This is a genomic window from Vibrio syngnathi (assembly GCF_002119525.1).
Lineage (GTDB): Bacteria > Pseudomonadota > Gammaproteobacteria > Enterobacterales > Vibrionaceae > Vibrio > Vibrio syngnathi.
Map to the genome: position 1 here is coordinate 732,214 of NZ_CP017917.1, position 16,661 is coordinate 748,874.

Annotated in this window: 17 protein-coding genes; 14 read left to right on the forward strand and 3 right to left on the reverse strand. The window is 43.0% G+C overall.

The features are described 5' to 3' along the window. The first annotated feature begins 55 nt into the window (after positions 1-55). Entirely contained in the window at positions 56-721 is a 666-nt protein-coding gene (locus K08M4_RS18210; RefSeq protein WP_086050889.1) for a response regulator transcription factor, read from the forward strand. Then, positions 718-2,103, forward strand: a complete 1,386-nt coding sequence (locus tag K08M4_RS18215; RefSeq protein WP_086050890.1) for a sensor histidine kinase — start codon at positions 718-720, stop codon at positions 2,101-2,103. The genes K08M4_RS18210 and K08M4_RS18215 overlap by 4 nt, the downstream gene beginning before the upstream one ends. A gap of 224 nt (positions 2,104-2,327) precedes the next feature. On the opposite strand, the gene K08M4_RS18220 is transcribed toward K08M4_RS18215, so the two are convergent. Then, on the reverse strand, positions 2,328-3,632 hold the full coding sequence (locus tag K08M4_RS18220; RefSeq protein WP_010429854.1) for a dicarboxylate/amino acid:cation symporter: 1,305 nt from the start codon (positions 3,630-3,632) through the stop codon (positions 2,328-2,330). Between the two features lie 559 nt (positions 3,633-4,191). On the opposite strand from K08M4_RS18220, the gene K08M4_RS18225 reads away from it, so the two are divergent. From K08M4_RS18225 to K08M4_RS18255, 7 genes are all read left to right on the forward strand, one after another. After that, positions 4,192-6,321 (forward strand): TonB-dependent siderophore receptor, encoded by a 2,130-nt coding sequence (locus K08M4_RS18225; RefSeq protein ID WP_086050891.1) that lies wholly within the window; start codon positions 4,192-4,194, stop codon positions 6,319-6,321. Positions 6,322-6,499: 178 nt separating this feature from the next. Then, entirely contained in the window at positions 6,500-7,267 is a 768-nt protein-coding gene (locus tag K08M4_RS18230; protein WP_086050892.1) for a DUF3450 domain-containing protein, read from the forward strand. Next, positions 7,267-8,643, forward strand: a complete 1,377-nt coding sequence (locus K08M4_RS18235) for a MotA/TolQ/ExbB proton channel family protein (protein ID WP_086050893.1) — start codon at positions 7,267-7,269, stop codon at positions 8,641-8,643. The genes K08M4_RS18230 and K08M4_RS18235 overlap by 1 nt, the downstream gene beginning before the upstream one ends. Continuing rightward, a complete protein-coding gene (locus tag K08M4_RS18240) occupies positions 8,643-9,203 on the forward strand; it encodes a MotA/TolQ/ExbB proton channel family protein (protein WP_086050894.1) in 561 nt (186 codons plus the stop codon). Before K08M4_RS18235 ends, K08M4_RS18240 begins: the two co-directional genes overlap by 1 nt. Next, a complete protein-coding gene (locus K08M4_RS18245) occupies positions 9,200-9,604 on the forward strand; it encodes an ExbD/TolR family protein (RefSeq protein WP_004731145.1) in 405 nt (134 codons plus the stop codon). The genes K08M4_RS18240 and K08M4_RS18245 overlap by 4 nt, the downstream gene beginning before the upstream one ends. 19 nt (positions 9,605-9,623) lie before the next feature. Further along, positions 9,624-10,244: an energy transducer TonB gene (locus tag K08M4_RS18250; protein WP_086050895.1), complete on the forward strand. Its 621-nt coding sequence runs from the start codon at positions 9,624-9,626 to the stop codon at positions 10,242-10,244. Further along, the gene (locus K08M4_RS18255; RefSeq protein ID WP_086050896.1) at positions 10,241-11,419 is read left to right on the forward strand and encodes a tetratricopeptide repeat protein; all 1,179 of its coding nucleotides are present in this window, start codon (positions 10,241-10,243) and stop codon (positions 11,417-11,419) included. Before K08M4_RS18250 ends, K08M4_RS18255 begins: the two co-directional genes overlap by 4 nt. A 167-nt stretch (positions 11,420-11,586) precedes the next feature. Here K08M4_RS18255 and K08M4_RS18260 read toward each other — a convergent pair whose 3' ends face one another. Then, entirely contained in the window at positions 11,587-11,907 is a 321-nt protein-coding gene (locus tag K08M4_RS18260; protein ID WP_086050902.1) for a hypothetical protein, read from the reverse strand. A 167-nt stretch (positions 11,908-12,074) separates the two neighbouring features. Beyond that, on the reverse strand, positions 12,075-13,169 hold the full coding sequence (locus K08M4_RS18265) for a hypothetical protein (RefSeq protein ID WP_086050903.1): 1,095 nt from the start codon (positions 13,167-13,169) through the stop codon (positions 12,075-12,077). 178 nt (positions 13,170-13,347) lie between these two features. Here K08M4_RS18265 and K08M4_RS18270 point away from each other — a divergent pair, with 178 nt between their 5' ends. The 5 genes from K08M4_RS18270 (at position 13,348) to K08M4_RS18290 (ending at position 16,593) form a co-directional block, all read left to right on the forward strand. After that, positions 13,348-13,977 (forward strand): PepSY-associated TM helix domain-containing protein, encoded by a 630-nt coding sequence (locus K08M4_RS18270; RefSeq protein ID WP_086050904.1) that lies wholly within the window; start codon positions 13,348-13,350, stop codon positions 13,975-13,977. Positions 13,978-14,061: 84 nt separating this feature from the next. Next, a complete protein-coding gene (locus K08M4_RS18275; protein ID WP_065680035.1) occupies positions 14,062-14,580 on the forward strand; it encodes a DUF2271 domain-containing protein in 519 nt (172 codons plus the stop codon). 113 nt (positions 14,581-14,693) lie between these two features. After that, the gene (locus tag K08M4_RS18280; RefSeq protein WP_086050905.1) at positions 14,694-15,530 is read left to right on the forward strand and encodes a DUF4198 domain-containing protein; all 837 of its coding nucleotides are present in this window, start codon (positions 14,694-14,696) and stop codon (positions 15,528-15,530) included. Between the two features lie 116 nt (positions 15,531-15,646). Beyond that, positions 15,647-15,982: a hypothetical protein gene (locus K08M4_RS18285; RefSeq protein ID WP_086050898.1), complete on the forward strand. Its 336-nt coding sequence runs from the start codon at positions 15,647-15,649 to the stop codon at positions 15,980-15,982. Then, positions 15,979-16,593, forward strand: coding sequence for a DUF6162 family protein (locus K08M4_RS18290; RefSeq protein ID WP_086050899.1), 615 nt, complete (start codon positions 15,979-15,981; stop codon positions 16,591-16,593). The genes K08M4_RS18285 and K08M4_RS18290 overlap by 4 nt, the downstream gene beginning before the upstream one ends. Positions 16,594-16,661: the final 68 nt, after the last annotated feature.

The following is a 16,661-nucleotide window of genomic DNA, read 5'->3' on the forward strand; positions in this document are numbered from 1 at the left end:
AATCAATAATAACGATAATTAGAATGCAAACAGTTCTTATTTATCGGTGTGTGAAATGTCACGTGTTTTAGTTGTTGATGATGATATTCAGTTGTGTGAACTACTGGGTGAAGTATTGGAAAATGAGGGGTATCACGTTGATACCGTTCATTGCGGTGAATCCGCTCTAGAGTTTATTCAATCGAATCCTGTTGATTTGGTTTTACTCGATGTGATGCTCCCCAATTTAAGTGGTTTTCAAGTCGCAAGACGTATTTGTCAGCGTTTTGCTACTCCTATCCTTATGCTAACCGCGCTTAATGACGATGCCTCTATGCTAGATGGCTATCAAGCGGGTGCAGATCAGTACATCGCTAAGCCTTTCAATGTACCTGAACTCCTAACTCGAATTAAGGTGATCTTGCGACGAGTTGGGTTTGAGCGCCAAAGACAGTCAATGGCTTCATCAAATCAAGGCTTGTGCGAGCAACTTACCCGTTTACCTTTAACGGGCACTGAAAAAGAGCTGCTTGATTATTTGATCAAAAATGATGGCATCGTTGTTTCAAAATCTGACTTACAAGTACATGTGTTGAAAAAAGAGCTTTGCCCCTTCGATCGTAATTTAGATATGCATATCAGCAATATACGTCGAAAATTGGTGCAGGCTGGCTTATCAAAGCAACATATTAAAACTGTGCGTGGTCAAGGCTACAGCTACCTAGAGTCGGTAGGAGTATGAGTGCCAGGTTGTTACGGTGTCCTGATTTCGTTATCAAGCGTAAGGATGGCTTAACGTTTCAGCTGTTCAGTTGCCTGACCGTGATCTTAGTCAGCATACTCATCCTTCAAGGTGTTGCAGAAAGAGCGCTGATGAAAGCCTTATTGAAGGTTCCTGAGTCCGTAAAAGCTGAAATGTTGGATTTGGCTTATCAAGCTAATGTATTGATCGAAGAAGGGGACATGGATGAGCTTGCCGACTGGGGCAATGCCCAACATTATTATTTATTCATTATCGATGAAAACAACCGACCGATTACCCACCGACACATGCATCCGCATTTCGAATTTAAGTTGCAGTACCTGCGTACATTAGATCATCAACTCAGTGATCGTGTGAGTAAGCCTATCTTCGGCTTGCCACTTGATAACGGCAATACCCTCGTAATTCAACTACCAGGCCAGTTTCATCCAGCAAAGTCCTTTGCACCGTATTCCTATGCGCTGAAAGCTGTGATTGCTTTGATCGTTTTATCGCTGTTTTCCATTATTATGGCGAAAAGCCTGCAGCAGCCACTCGATCGTTTAAGGGAGGCCAGTCGAAGGCTCGCACAAGGGGACTTTTCAGTGAGTGTGGTGTCTGAATTGGATTCAACTACACGTGAATTCAATGAGCTTGCCAATGATTTTGACCATATGACCTTTGAGATTAAGTCTCTGGCTGAAAAGCAGCGTCGTTTGATTCGTGATGTCTCACATGAGCTACGAACACCGTTAGCAAGGCAGAATCTCGCACTGCATTTATTACGCAGCAAAGTCGATGAAAAAAGTATGGGTTTACTCGAACGAATGGAAAGCGAAACGGAAGAGATGAATAAGCTGGTGGGTGAAATTCTTGAATTCAGCCGCCTAGAAACCTCTCGTTATGATTCTAAGTTAACTCCAATGCATTTAGAGCATTATTGCTCGATGCTGATTGCGCAGTTACAAAACGACTTAAAGCCTAATCAAACTCTGATTTGTGATTTGGAAATCGCGACATCAATGGTCAATGTTGATGAGAGACTACTCTTAAGAGTGATAAGCAACATTATTGGAAATGCGATTAAATACGCAGGGGACGATGCGAATATTGTCGTTAAGACCTACGGGCAGGTCAGTGATATACGTTATAGTGTCATTTCTGTGGAGGATGATGGTGAAGGGATTCCAGAGAACAAGCTTGCCGATATTTTTGATCCGTTTACTCGCATCGAGTCAGCTCGAGATAAACAATCTGGTGGTTACGGTCTTGGGCTCGCGATCGTCAAGGAAGCCATGGGAGTGATGAATGGGCATGTTACCGCTGAGAACAGAGAAGGTGGGGGGCTGAGAGTGAATCTTATGTTTCCAATCGTAGGTTAGCTTCCTGCTGTTATCTGTCGTGCTCCATATATAACTATGACTGAAAGCGTGCTGAGAAACATTGCTGAGAAATATAGCTAAGTAATATAGGTTAAAAACATAGCCCAATAAAAAACGCCACTGCATCAGCAGTGGCGTTTTTGTTTTTGCGCTTTGCATTATCAGCTAAGGCACAGCCATTAATTGCGCCTTGGCTTGAAAGTAAGAGCACCAGAGAAGCTAGATTATGCCTGTTGGCGTGCTAGCTTTACTTCTTCTTCTTTCTCACCGGCTGCTGGGTCATTGAAGCGAGCTTCGTCAAAAGAACCTTCAGACTTCGCCACAATGATAGTTACGGCGCTATCACCTGTGATGTTTACTGCGGTACGAATCATATCAAGAAGACGGTCAACACCCATGATTAGAGCGATACCTTCAAGCGGTAGACCAACTTGGTTCAATACCATTGCTAGCATAACAAGACCAACACCAGGAACACCTGCAGTACCAACAGACGCCAATGTCGCTGTTAGGATAACCATCAAGTAGTCACCCATAGTAAGGTCAATGTTGTAGGCTTGGGCGATAAACGCCGTTGCAACTCCCTGCATGATAGCAGTACCGTCCATGTTGACAGTTGCGCCTAGTGGAACTGTGAACGAAGCGACTTTGTTGTCTACGCCCATGCGGTTTTTAGCCGTTTCCATTGTCACTGGAATCGTTGCGTTTGAAGATGCAGTTGAGAATGCAAACATGATTGCATCTTCCATCTTACGTAGGAACGTAATTGGGCTAAGGCCAGTGAATCCTTTAAGCATCGCACTGTAAGTTACCAAACCGTGTAACAGCAGGGTACCAGCAAGCACTAAGAAGTATTCTGCAAGGTTCCAGATAGCGCCCAAGCCAAGGCCTGAGAACAGTTTAGCCATCAAGAAGAACACGCCGTAAGGAGCAAGGTTCATCAGCAGCGCAACCAGCTTCATGATTACTTCGTTCAAATCAGAGAAAACCGCAGCGATACGCTCACCGGGTTTACCTGCAGCACTGATCGCGATACCAAACAATACTGCAAATACGATAACTTGTAGCGTTTTGCCCTCAGCCATCGCCTGAATAGGGTTGGTCGGGAACATATCGATGATGACTTGTCCCAAAGAAGGGGCATCCGCTGATTTGAAAGAACTCGCCGCCGTAAGATCCGCACCAGCCCCTGGTTGGAACAGGTTACCGATAGTCAGTGCTAGAGTGATAGCAACGGCTGTAGTACCGATATAAAGTGCAAGCGTTTTGCCCCCCATACGGCCAAGAGTTGATAAGTCTTTAAGAGAGCTTGTGCCGCACACCAGTGAAACGAAGACGAGTGGCACAACAAGCATTTTTAAACTGGCGACAAAGATCTGTCCGCCTACTTCAAAGAGTCCGTTAACGATGTAGTTGTTAACAAATCCGCTGTCTGCAAAAAGGGATTGAATGGCAAATCCCGTGAATATACCTACGACCATACCGAGGATTACTCGGCCAGTCAGAGACATAGGTTTCTTGGTATTCATTTAGAACACTCCTTATTATTTATAACTTTGATACCTTTCCAAAGTGAGCAGGAGATTAGCAGTCGGTTGATTAAATCAAAAAACAAAAAATGAATTTGGGATTACAGATGTGATCATAATCACTGATAATTGTTCAAATAAAACAAAATAAAACAAAACAATTCACCAATTATTTACATCTATCGAGTGTTTTATACAAAAATCCGTCATTCATAAGGTATTAAATAAGATAAGAAGATTTTGTTATAGATGTCTGCTCATTACATTGATTGTGCAAATGGCGGTGTTTCAAAAAATTTGGCGCAGAGAACCGATTTTTAATTCAAGTGCTCGTTAAATAACTGTATTGAATTGGTTTCTTTTAACTGCAGGTTAACGACTCGTCAGTTCGTCTTTACAAAACTTTACGAATGCAAAGAATGTAAATTTAATGCAAATAGTAATAGTTATCACTTATATTCCCACTCGAAATAATTCAGTGGTACCGGAAACGGTCTAACGGACACATCGAATAAATAACAAAGTGTTCGTCTAAAAGAATAAAAGTGGAGAAAAGGACATGTTTTCAAAAAAGCCATTGGCTTTAATGATCGGCGCAGTATTAGCTTCACCAGCAGTATTGGCAGAAGCAGTAAAAACTGACGAGCATATGGTTGTTGAAGGTCGTGATTACGGTTATAAAGCCGACACGAATACAACAGCAATGCGCATGGAGGCGACTCAATTAGAGACTCCAGGACAAGTTACGATTATCAGTGAGCAAATCATTGATGAGCAACGCGCAAGCACGCTTGGCGAAGTATTAAAAAATGATGCGTCAATTTCAGCGGGTTCTAAATCAACGAACCGTGAGCGCTTCAATCTACGTGGTTTCTCTCTAGGAAGCAGTTCTGGTTACTTGCGCGATGGCGTTCAACACTGGTCTCATTACCGTCAACCGGTAGAGCTACTAGAACGTGTTGAAGTACTAAAAGGCCCTGCAGGTTTGCTCTACGGTAAATCAGCACCTGGTGGCCTTGTTAACATGGTTGCTAAGAAGCCTACGTATGAAACTCAAGTTAGCGTAAGCCAAGACATTGGTTCTGACAGCTACACACGTACTACCGCTGATGTAAGCGGTTCATTGAACGATGATCAAACTCTACGTGCTCGTCTTATTGTTTCACAAGAAAACCAAGACTCTTACCGTACGCGTTTTGACGGCACAGATGTAGAGACTGACCGCTTTGTTGGTGGCCTATTTGTTGATTACGATATCAACGAAGATGTGATGCTATCTGCGCATTACGACCGTACTCAAGAGTTGGGTGATCTAGATAACGGCTCAAAGATTGATACAAAAACAGGTAAAGCGATTACCCCAAATACGGTTAATGACCAACGCTTCGCACAAACAGACAACGACGTAGCAAACTACGGTGTGGCTGTTACAGCAAACTTGAGCGATACATGGGCAGTTAAATCGGGTATCAGTCGTCAGTTTTACGAACGTCGCCGTACTGAATCAGATAACGTTATTGATTCAAAGAAAGACAGAAAAACCAAGAAAACACTAGGTTATGGTTACAAAGTGTCAGACCGTCATGATGAGTGGACGTTTGATACGGCTTACGTGGATTTTACTGGTGATGTTGATGCATTTGGTGTGAATCACCGTCTGTTGGTGGGTGCAAATGGGTTGCACTACGATTACAAGCGCCTGTACGTATCAGACTACGCTTGTTTTAACGCTTCAGAAGCAGACACAATGAAAGAGTGTGGCAAAGGCTTTGATATGCCTGCAGACATTCACTATAACAACGATGATTCAGTATCACACTCGAAGAGCCAACACTACGGTCTATATCTTCAAGATTTAGTGACGTTCAGTGAGCAGTGGCAAGCACTTGCTGGTGTTCGTTTCGCTTACGATGATACGACGAGCAGTTCTGGTAAAGAAGAGAGCTACAATAACATCCTACCTAAGTTCGGTGCGATTTACTCTCCGGCGCCAAACGGTTCTATTTACGCGGTTTACTCTGAAAGTTTTGAACCTGTAAGTGAGATTTCTGATAAAGATGATGTGAACTTCGGCCAGTCTCAAGATGCGAAGAAAGGTACACTTTATGAGCTAGGCTCAAAGTGGGAACTGTTTGATGAGCGTTTATTCGTATCAGGAGCAGTATTCCAGATCACACAAACGAACATGCAAGTTACAGAAGACCTTCCTGCATCTCATGCAAAAGATACTCGTACTACACAGGTGGGTGAGCAAGTTCACACTGGTGTGGAGCTAGCTGCGACGGGCTACGTGACGGATGCGTTCTCTGTAAGTGCATCAACAATGTTCTTAGATGCTGAATATAAGAATGACCCTGCTCTTAATGGTAAAACACCAGCAGACGTTCCTGAATTTACTGCAAGCATCTGGTCTACTTACGCATTCAACAACGGTACTGACGTTAACCTAGGTGTGTATCACGTAGGTGAGCGTTACACTGAAAGTGCTAACACGTTTAAGAAAGACGCTTACACTCGTGTAGATGCAGGTGTTGCACATACTATTAAGTACGATGAGAACTTAGATTTTGTTGCACGCTTTAATGTAGAGAACCTGTTTGATACAGATTACCTAGAAGGCGGCAGCACTCGCGGCGTTGTTGTTGGCGAAGGTCGTAACTACATGGCTACGTTACAGGTAAAATACTAATTTGTTAGTAGGGTACTATTGGTAGCTTAAATATTAAGGGGAAGGTTTCGACTTTCCCCTTTCTTGATTCTGCTATTTAGTAAAAATACCCCTAGCAATGCGAGTGGTTTTTAATGATAATGAGACTGCTTATCAATAAAACTCATTTGTTCTTCTTCTAAAGTAAATGACTACAATTATGAATCTTTTAAAAACTAGCCTAGCACTTGCCATCAGTTTGGTTGCAACGTCATCGATGGCAAACAGCTTGGATCAAGCTCAATCAATTCAAAACAAGACCAATAACGCGTCGGCTTCGAGCCAAAAGGTTATTGATAAAAGCTCACAAGCAACATTATTGCTGCAAGCTGAGGTTGAGCGTCTGCAAGAAGAAGTGAAAAATTTAGAAATCTATCACGACCATCTTGCCGCATTGGTTAAGAGCCAAGATCAAGAAGCGCTGAGTATTGAAGGGCAGATCGACGAAATCAAACTAACACGTCAAGGTGTTGTGCCTTTAATGTACAAGATGATCGATGGTCTCCAGGAAGTTATTGAAAGCGATCTACCTTTCAAGACAAATAGCCGTCTGCGTCGCGTTGAAAAGCTGAAAGCGATGATGACTCGTGCTGATGTCAGTGACGCTGAAAAATATCGCCGTATTTTAGAGGCGTACCAAATTGAAGTGGATTACGGTATTAAGCTCAGTTCTTATTCAAGCCGTGTCGAATTAAGTCAAGATAAAGTGCTTGAAGTTGATGTTTTGCATCTTGGACGTATTTCACTGGTCGCTCGTAACTTGAACGGTACTCAATATTGGTCTTGGGACCAAAACAGCGCTCAATGGCAAGAGTTGGATTCTTCGATGAAATCTGAGTTGGACAAAGCGTACGATATCGCTAATAAGCAAGCATCTCCAAGCTTAATCACTTTACCTGTTTCTTTAACTGTTGCGGAGGTTAAGTAATGAACTTAAAGCCATTAGCAGCATTGCTTTGCATTACGTCAATTTCATTTTCTGCTTTCTCTGCATCAGATACGACGGCTCAGCTTGTTAACAAAGCAAAATCAGAGAGTCGTACGCAAGCGTCTCATAACGTAATTCGTGAAGCTGATTTTAAAAAGACAGAACAACAACTCAAAGCGATCAAAGCACAGCTTGAAGCTAAACGTAGCTCTATTCAAGGTGCGACCGATGTTCTGACTCAGACATTCAGTGATAACGAAAATAAGCTTGCTCGTTTAGAAGAGAAACTGCGTTTAGAAACAGGTAGCTTAGGTGAATTGTTTGGTGTTGTAAGACAAAATGCAAAAGACCTTGAACATGAGCTATCGGATACAGTGACTAACGTAGATCGCTCAGCGTATACAGAAACTGTTTATCAAATCGTAGATGCAAAATCATTACCGTCAATGCCCCAGTTAACAGGCCTTTGGTTGAGCATGATGGAGCAAATTCAAGCAAGTTCAGAGATAAGTAAGTCGACAGTTTCACTTGTTAATAGTGAAGGGGTTACTGAAAAGGCAGAAGCTTATCGACTGGGCTCTATTGGCTTAGTCGCTGAGTCTGGTTACGTATGGTGGGATTCCAAGCACCAAGATGCGATTGTTTATTTGAAGCAGCCATCAAAAGGTCCAACACTGGCGTCACTTTCTACATTAGCTAATGGCGAAGTGTCTAACGTGGTCGTCGATCCCTCTCGTGGGTTCATGTTAGAACAATTAGCTTTGGAACCAAGCCTAGCTGATCGCCTGCAAGCGGGTGGTCTAGTTGGTAAAGTTATTCTTGGCTTGCTGGCAATTGGCTTAATCATCGCATTGGTTCGTGGTATTTCTTTGGCTATCGCTCGTCAGAAGATTCGCGCTCAACTTAAAAAACCTGAACAAGCGGGAGACAATCCTCTAGGTCGCATTCTTGCGGTTTACGACAAAGAACAAAACCAAACCGTTGAAGCATTAGAACTGCGCCTTTTAGAAGCCGTCGTTGATGAACAAACTCACCTAGAGAAAGGTTTATCGATGCTTAAGTTATTGGCGGCACTAGCACCAATGCTTGGCTTGTTGGGTACTGTAACCGGCATGATCGAAACATTCCAAGTGATCACACAGTTTGGTAATGGTGACCCTAAAGTCATGGCGGGCGGTATTTCGATGGCGCTTGTAACAACAGTACTTGGCCTTGTTGCAGCAATGCCGTTGCTATTGGCACACAACATTTTGAGTACTCAGTCAGAGAACATTCGCAATATTCTTGAAAAGCAGGGTATTGGCCTTGTTGCTGAGCAGGCAGAAAAGACAGTTGAATCAAAAGCTGTTGTTTCACCAGTTGGGACTGCCGCGTAATGGATATTTTGTCGGGTTCTCTATTACCAGCGAGTTGGTTAACGAGTAACTGGCTGCTGTCTTTATCAAACTTTATGGAGCAGGGCGGTTTCGTCCTGTGGTGGCTAGCCGCTGTCGTCCTCGTTTTTTGGGTACTTGTGGTAGAACGCGTGCTTTATCTCGCGTTCTACTTTCCAAAGCAGCGTCAAGCTTGGATTAATCAGTGGCATGAAAGAGAAGAACACTCTTCTTGGTATGCTAAAGCCATTCGTGAAGGTTGGTTAGGGCAAGCGAGCATCTTACTTAACCAAAACTTGAACTTTATTAAGCTGTTAGTCGCTATTTGTCCGATGTTGGGTTTGCTCGGTACCGTAACCGGTATGATCTCCGTTTTTGATGTCATGGCGACTCAAGGAAGCAGTGACCCTAAATTGATGGCTTCAGGTATCTCGTTGGCAACACTGCCAACCATGGCGGGTATGGTTGCTGCGTTAGCGGGCATGTTTGTTCATGCTCGTTTAGCGAAAGTCTGTAACCGCTTAGAATTGAAATTAGAAAAATCTTTAAGGAGTCAACGATGAGACTCGGTCGACGTCATTCTAAAAACGAAGAGGCTCAAATAGACCTTACTTCGATGCTTGATATTGTCTTTATCATGCTTATTTTCTTTATTGTGACCAGTTCATTTGTTCGTGAATCAGGGGTTGAAGTCAATCGCCCACAAGCTTCAAACGTAGTGAGCCAAAAGGATGCGGGTATCTTTGTTGCGATTACTTCTGCGAACGACATCTTTATAGATAAACGTGTTGTGGATGTTGAACGTGTTCAAGCGACGTTAGAACACTTATTGCTAGAACAACCTGATGCTTCTTTGGTTATTCAGGCTGACGAGCATGCTTATAACGGTACGGTTGTTAAAGTGATGGACGCTGCCAAAGGTGCGGGTGTTAAAAATATTGCGCTTGCAGCTGAAAAGCGATGATCTTGGAGGATCTTAATCAATGATTCGCCTATTTCTTGCATTACCTTTAGCGGGAGCGTTGGGTTTAGCACTGTTTTCTTTCATGGCTTGGATGGTTGATAATGGACACCAACGTTCGCCAGAAAATAGTGAGACGTTAAGTTTCAACATGGTAATGGTTGAACAAGAACAAGAAGTACAGAGAAGGCAACGTGCAGTCCCGGAACAACCCGAAATGCCAGAGCCGCCACCGCAAGCGCAAACGTCTCAGTCGCAAGCTGAAGTAACGCCTCTGAATTCAATGTCTTCACTGTCTTCACTGGATTTGAATACTTCAATTGAAGGCCTAGCGATTAACGCTCCAACATTTTCTGATTTTGGGTCAAATCAACAGGTAATGCCGCTTTATCGAGTTGAACCTCGTTATCCAGCAAAAGCGCTCAAGCGTGGCGCAGAAGGGTATGTCATTTTGTCTTTTACAATCGATGAAACAGGACGTTCTGTTGATATTCAAGTTACGGATGCAAATCCACGTCGTATGTTTGAACGTGAAGCGATAAGAGCACTTAAAAAATGGAAGTATCAACCCAAAGTCGTCGATGGAAAAGCGGTCACTCAGGTTGGTCAAACCGTGAAACTAGAGTTTAAGTTGGCAAAATGATGAAACAGATATGGATATTAGTGGGCTTGTTGATAATGCCCCTCACATTACCGGCAAAAGAGCTTACCCAATACACCGTTATTCGTGTTCAAAAGGCGAATAAACTTGCTCAAGAGGAGCAGGTTAAACAGGCGATTGAGGTCTTGGCTAGTTTGGAGTTATCTAAAGGCTATGACAAAGCCTATGTCGCTCGCATGCTTGGTGTGTTTTACTGGCAAGATGGTAAAACAGAGACGGCAATCAAGCAGCTTACTTATGCAGTGGATAGTGGCTTATTGGTCGATGAGCAAGCTTGGGTAACGAAACGTATGTTAGCTGATTTACTGCTTAGCGAGCAGCATTTTAAAGCGGCATTACCACACTATTATGAGCTCGTTAAAGCAGCACCGGAAACTGAAAAGAAAGACACGCTTTGGATGCGAATTGCTCAAGCTGAATACCAAATTGAAAACTGGACGAAAGTACTGGCGGCTATAGGTAATCATAACAAGTTCAATTCAAAACCACAGTTGTCGCCTCTCTCGTTAAAACTGGGTGCTCAACTACAGTTAAAACAATGGAAGCAATCAATTCCTACGTTAGAAAGTTTAGTTGAACTTCAACCCGAAAAAGACAACTGGTGGCGCCAACTCGTTGGGATTCAGTTAAGGTTAGAGCGCAGCCGAGATGCGTTAAATACTTTAGCACTTGCCGAGCTACAAGGTGTTGAATTGAATAATTCAGACCGCAGGCTACTTGCTCAACTGTACGCAAAGCGAGGCATCCCTGAGCGCGCTGCGCAAGAAATTAGTAAGTTAGATGATGCAAACAGTGATGTTCAACTTCTCGCTGAGCAAGCAACCTACTGGCAACTCGCAAAAGAGTGGGACAATGCCATTGAAGTGTGGACGTTAGCGTCGAACATGAACACTCGATACCATTGGAATGTTGCTCAATTATTGGTTCAGCAAGGTTACTACAAGCGAGCTCTGGTTGTTTTAGATAAAGTAAAAGACAAAAACAAGCAAGCCGACGTTGCATTGGCGAAAGTACGTTCATGGTATAAGTTGAAGAACTTAGATAATGCTCTCGCTCAAGCTAAGCGGGCGAACAACATTGAACCGTCTCCTGAGGCTAAAGGGTGGATCAAATATTTGACCCAGCTGAGAACGGTAAGCGAAAGTGGAAACGCCTAATCACATATAGTTAGAAGCTAGAAAGCAGATTATCAAGATAAGATAATGAAGGGTGTCATTTGAACGTTCAAATGACACCCTTTTTTGTATTCAATATACTTAAACCTAGGTGCCTGAGCGGTGCGGTTGTTTGACTGAGGTAAGAATAAAGATAAAGAAAATTCAAGTTAAAGGCTGCACATCTCGCCACTGTGTGATCCCGCAATGATCACTCCGCTTTGGTCTACAATCCAGTTAATGGTGCAGTCACGATAGGGGTTTTTGAAAGAATGTTGTATTTCACCATTCTCGAGTGAGGTTTGAGTTTCTACCCAAGCAAATGTGCGTGACTCCCAAAATGTAACGGCTTGAGAGTGGGGCGTTAAATACAACGCTTGAGCATCTACAATATTGGCACCGATATAACTCTCGATATGTTCGTCAGTACTAACAATCTGGTTAGTGCAAGCGGTGATAAAGATCATAGCAATAGGAATATAAATACGCATTAAAAATCCTTTTTACTGAGTATGACTTGTTCATATATGTAAACATACAATAGCATTATTTAGATTTGTAAATATGTCATTGTCGTTTCTCTATCTTAGCCATGCTTCATGATCACCTTTTTCTGAAAACGTGACTTACCGACGAACAGAAATTTAACTGCCTTGAGTTATCGAAGTGAAGAGTATTTTATCGCGTCTTTTTCAAACTGAACGACTTTCGATCCTACTGATTTCAGTGCTCGTTGATATGCATCAACATCATGGCCGACAATTGATAACGCCGCGTCATAAGGAGATATCGCTTTTTCCAGTTGTTCTATTTTATAACCAAGTTGGTCTAATAGATAAATCACCGATGCGCCGGTATTATAAAAGACACTAAACCCAAAGTGCCACTTTACCTCTTTTTGAGTCTTGAGGTTCAAGACGGTTCCTCTTCCCTTGTCAAAGCTCAAGCTATCATTTTTATATACCTCTCTAGCGCGCAGCACCGTGATGTATTCTGCTGAGCCTTCGATACGCTCTTGTGACAGAGCCATGTTCTCAACCAGCGAAGTATTGTCATTGAGCATTTGTCTATGTCGAATGGCGACATACTGTTTCAATAGCTCACGAGCTTCCACCTTAGTCAATTTTCTAGGTAGTCCATCAAACAGCTCGGTGAGTATTAACTCGTCTTGGATAATGCTTTTGGTTGTAGGGTAATTGTCAACGTCCTGTCGCCAATTGCTTTTGTTCGCCCAAGAGGTTTGGTAAATGTGGAACACCTCATGAGGCGCAAATAAAAGATCATTGGTAAATGGGTGTTGGTTCTTAGCGACTGCATCGGTGTATTTTTGTGCGTAGTACTTGTGACCATCAATCAGTAAGTCGAAGGTATACAGGTTGTTCGAACCGTTGTTTATCTTAGTTACCGCATCATACATTCCCTTTTTGTATTCATAGATACTCATACCACCAGATTCTGCTGAACCAATCTTGGTCGCACCTTTTAGAACTGACTGAGGATTAATGATGAATGCATTTATAGGCTGATCCTTAGCATTGACACGAATGAGGTAGTGGGGTCTTTTGGCGTAATTATATCCATCCCAGTAATTCAATTTCATGTACTCTCCGACCTGTTTGATCATGGCTTTGTCAGCGACATTTTCAACGCTAGCAACTGCCGTCGATGTCGTGGGTTTAGGTGAACTCGAGCTCGAATTTGAATTACAAGCAGACAGTAGAAGAATACTTACCCCTAACAATAAACTTTTCATGATGACCCTTTATCTAAGCAAATATTGGTTAATACATTAACGGTATTCTCAGGTTCGTTCTGTAATAACTTGTAACTCGGTTACTTACATTAGGAGAACGTAAATAATGTAAATTGAATGCCAATACGAATGATTATCAACTAAATTGTCGCCATAAAATCTATAGGTACTGGTTTGTATGTCGTTAAAAAGTAGGGCGGTTCAATCATGGGCTCGTCGACTTCATGTTTATATTTCAATGGCACTCTTGTTTGTTGTTCTCTTCTTTTCAGTGACAGGCATTACCCTTAATCGCCCTGAGTTATTTGAATCCAGCCAACCCAATATCCAACGCTCTACGCTAACGCTTCCCGCGAGTTTGTTTACGCTCCAAGACGGTCGACTGAAAGCCGACGAGTCTGCTTTTGAAAAGTTTTTATTTGAAGAAGCAAACCTATCTGGCGTTCCTTCGGGGTTAGACATCTACGCAGAAGTTGAAGACGGTGAGTTGCTCATCGGTGAAGTGTCTATGGACTTCAAAGGACCTGGCTACAACGCTTCTGTGTTTGTCGATGTGACTTCTGAAATGGTGGAAGTCGAAACAACGAATTATGGCGTTATTGCATTGTTGAATGACCTACACAAAGGGCGTAATAGCGGTGAAGTGTGGAAGTGGTTTATCGATATCACTGCGCTGCTGATGATCTTCTTTGTACTGACTGGCGTGTGCTTACTGTTACCTAAGAAAAAGACACTCAATACTTCCATCAAATGGACGGTGTTTGGGTCTGCAATCTCACTTGCTATCTATTTTGTTGCCGTGCCTTAACCCTCCATTAGGTTGATGAGTCTGCTTGATGAATCAGCTCGAAGAACGAACTAAAGGTTAAACGGATTTAAAAGGTTGTTAAACATGAAAAAAATGAATTGGAGTAAGGCTCTTTTGGCTTTGTCTCTTCTACCTAGCCTTGGAATGGCACAAGCGATTCCTGATACGGCGAAATTGGATGTGAATTTAGAGTTGCCCAAGATTGATACCTCTATGTATGCGCGTCCTTACGTGGCGGTGTGGGTAGAAAACAGTGAACGAAAGTCAGTGAAAACCATTGAGCTTTGGGTCGGTAAAGACGAATGGCTAAAAGACTTACGCAGTTGGTGGAGAAAAGTTGGCCGTTACGATCGTGAACTTGTTGATGCTGTGACTTCTGCAACACGCCCAGCTGGTCAATATCGTTTCGTTTGGGATGGCAAGAGCGACAGCGGTGAAACCCTTGAACAAGGTGAGTACACGGTGCATGTCGAAGTCGTGCGTGAACACGGTGGCCGTAACTACCTTCGCCAAAAAGTATCCCTGACAGATTCAAACGCCTCTTATGAATTAAAAGCAACGGAAGAGACGGGGAAAATTATCTTGAGCTACATTGCAAAATAATTAGCACATCGGATAACACAAGCTGTGCTTTACAAGCGACAGAAAAATCAAAGGTTGGAATCGTAGGCGCCATTGAGCGACACGGTTAAAGATTACAAATAATGGAATTGAACATGATGAAACAGACAAAAATAAAGGCGCTTGCACTTGCAGGTGTAATGGCGTTCGGTCTAGCAGCAACGACGACAGCACAAGCTCACCCTCGTTGGGTTTTGCCTTCTCATTTCACCGTTTCTAAAGACGGTGGTGACTGGTTAACATTTGATGTGACGGCATCCCACGGTACGTTTGTTTTTGATAAGCCAGCAGGAAGTGATAAAGCATTCGTTATCATGCCTGATGGCCGTAACGAGCGTCCTAACTTCGTTGTAAAAGGCAAGCGTCGCTCAATGTTTGATTTCTATTTTGAGGAAGAAGGTACACACAAAGTAGCAATCAACAACGAACCAACGTACTGGACACAGTACAAAGCGGGTCGTCGTGACACAGTAAAGTGGATTAAAGCGACTAAAGCTGAGCGTGATGCATTATTACCTGAAAAATCACGTGACGTGGTAACTCAAGTCGGTTTCACTCGCGCAGAAAGTTACATCACAGTAGGCAAGCCAACGGATTCAGTTTTCAAAATTGAAGGTAAGCTTCTTGAAATGAAGCCGGTTACACATCCTTCAGACATCGTTGAAGGCGAACCAGTGACATTCCAATTCTTCTACAACGGTGAAATCCAGAAAGACGTGAAAGCGGAAATTACTCGTGAAGGTACGCTTTACCGCAATCACCAAGAGCAGATTGATGTAGTGAGCGATGAAAACGGTGAAATCACGTTTACTCCAGACGTAGCGGGTCGTTACGTAATGAAAGCGAACTACAAAGGTGAGTTGGTTGACAACCCACTGGCAGACAAAGCAAGTACGAATGTGCATCTGACGTTCGAAGCATTGCTTCAATAGTCGGTTTTATCGGGAGAAAGCTCCTGATTATTAGATAAAAAAAGACAAGGGCTCATTAGAGCCCTTTAACGGTCAGTATACCACTAAAAATTTGTAACGTGGCGAGGGTACGAACGATGAAAATAACAATAAAAGCAAACACCATAATTGCCCCGTGCTTGGCTCTGGGGCTTGGTTTTGCGGCATTACCTGCGCAAGCACACTTCCCATTGATGAGCTGTTGGTTTGAAGGCAAAACGGTTGCCTGTGAGGCGGGTTACTCTGATGGTAGTAAAGCGATAGATTACGCAGTCGCGATGTACGACTACGAAGATAACTTGATAGCGAAAGAGATGACGGATAAACGCTCTATTGTCGAATTTCCAAACCCAAATTCTGAGTTTTACCTTGTGTTTGATTCAGGTCACGAGTTTCCTGTTGAAGTCGACGTTGTAGAGATCAAAGAAAAATGATGATTCAAAGTGTACGCGCTGACACAGGCGGAAGAGAGGGCAAGTGGGTTGGCCTAATCATTATATTCATCCTTTGTTTTGCGACGGTTGCTATTCCGTTTAATCAAGCAGAATCTCATATCGAAGTGACCCTTGATCACCAAGTCTTAGTGACTGATGTTGAACAAGAAAACTTGGCGATGCTGTCAGAACTCCGTTTAGCTCATGAAGAGATTCGTGATCTTCGCATGGACTTAGACGGCGAATGGCCAAGTGTTGTGTCACTTAAAGATGAATGGGTTGCGCCATTTGTTGAAGACCAGAGTTGGAAGCGCAAAGGTTCGCATGCTTGGCTATTGGACGAGCGTGGTTATTACTTTTCTACGCCAAGTGAATATGCGACACCAAGTGAAGATACTGCACCAAGTGAACAAGCTACGCCAAACACTCATGGCTTCGCGGACTCCTTTATTTTGAACGCGAACAGTGTTTCTCCGGAAATCTGGATTTTCTTTGGTGGTGTCGCAAGCCAACCTACTCAATTTGATGAAAATACATTGGAATCTGCAGGCTGGAAACTGGTGGTGAACGAGTCAGAAGTATCTGAACAACATGACGCTGCTTCTCATTAAGCAATGTTTCAAACCTTAGGTTCTCATCAGCAATATGTTCAAAAAGAAGATGTTCACAAAATCAAAAA